Origin of the sequence: Thioclava pacifica DSM 10166, assembly GCF_000714535.1 — a bacterium.
In the GTDB taxonomy this organism is placed as follows: Bacteria; Pseudomonadota; Alphaproteobacteria; order Rhodobacterales; family Rhodobacteraceae; genus Thioclava; species Thioclava pacifica.
In genome coordinates, this window is the sequence record NZ_AUND01000027.1 from 1 (window position 1) to 1,397 (window position 1,397).

At 59.2% G+C, this 1,397-nt stretch carries 1 protein-coding gene; it reads right to left on the reverse strand.

The genetic code is table 11. From position 1 onward, the window contains the following. A protein-coding gene (locus TP2_RS12070; protein WP_157617120.1) for an IS3 family transposase occupies positions 1-1,312 on the reverse strand; the annotation gives its coding sequence in 2 pieces (ribosomal slippage) (positions 1-976 and positions 976-1,312; 1,313 coding nt annotated over the 2 pieces). This gene is flagged as partial in the annotation. Positions 1,313-1,397: the final 85 nt, after the last annotated feature.

A 1,397-nucleotide genomic window follows, 5' to 3' on the forward strand; every position in this document is an offset into this window, starting at 1 on the left:
ATGGTCTTCCGTTTGATCCTTTCTCGTTGCTGCAGGATGGTCCGGCCGCGTCCGAAGTAGACGTCGGCCGGGGTAAGGTTCTGCAGGCTCTCGTGGTAGCGACGATGGTTGTAGTGATCGACGAAGGCGTCGATCTGCCGTCGGAGATCGCCGGGCAGGTAGTAGTTCTCCAGCAGGATGCGGTTCTTGAGCGTCTGGTGCCATCGCTCGATCTTGCCCTGGGTTTGCGGGTGATACGGTGCGCCACGGACGTGATCCATCTTCTGATCCTCAAGCCAATCAGCCAATTCACCAGAGATATAACTCGACCCGTTATCCGAGAGCAGGCGCGGCTTGTGCAGCACGGTTGCCTGATCGCAACCCGAAGCCTGTAGGGCCAGGTCCAGCGTGTCGGTGACGTCGCCCGACTTCATCGTCGTGCAAAGCTTCCAGGCGATGATGTACCGGCTGAAGTCGTCGAGGATGGTGGACAGGTAGAACCAGCCCCAGCCGATCACTTTCAGATACGTGAAGTCGGTTTGCCACAGCTGGTTCGGTCGCGTCGTCTTGTCCCGGAACTCGTCGGCCGCCGACACCACCACATAGGCCGGGCTGGTGATCAGGTCATAAGACTTGAGGATGCGATAGACGGAAGCCTCTGACACAAAATACCTTTCTGTGTCGGTGAACTGCACTGCCAACTCGCGCGGCGACAGATCGCTTTCCTTCAGGGCCAGGTCCTTGATCTTCTCGCGCACCGGCTCGGGAATGCGGTTCCAGACCCGTGACGGCCTGGGGCTGCGATCCTCAAGCGCTTCTGGCCCACCCGACAGATACCGGTCATACCAGCGATAGAAGGTGGTTCTGGGGATGCCCAGCTTGTCCAGCGTTCGTTTGGTCGGCAGGTGGGACTGCTCGACCAGCCGGATGATCTCCAGCTTCTCGGATGCAGGGTATCTCATTCGTCGTCGCCCCCATCCCCGAGCATGCTTTTTTTGAGAAGACGCAGCTCCAGCGCCTGCTCGGCCACGACTTCCTTCAGGTTGCGGGCCTCACGGCGCAGATCTTTGACCTCGGTCGAGGTCGCCGCCCGCGCCGTATCGCCCGCCAGGCGCTTCTTCCCAGCCTCAAGGAACTCCTTGGACCAGCTGTAATACAGGCTCTGGGCAATGCCCTCACGCCGACACAGCTCTGCAATGCTGTCCTCGCCCTTCAGGCCGTCCAGAACAATCCTGATCTTCTCCTCGGCGGAATACTGTTTGCGGGTCGCACGGCGGATGTCCTTGACGACCTTCTCGCCGTGACTCTTACGTGTTCCGGGTTTCTGTCTCATCTTCACTCCTTGGTGGTTACGATGAGCCAGAAACCCTCTCTTATCAATTCAGCCTAATCTGTCCCATTGGCGCTGACGTCAGACA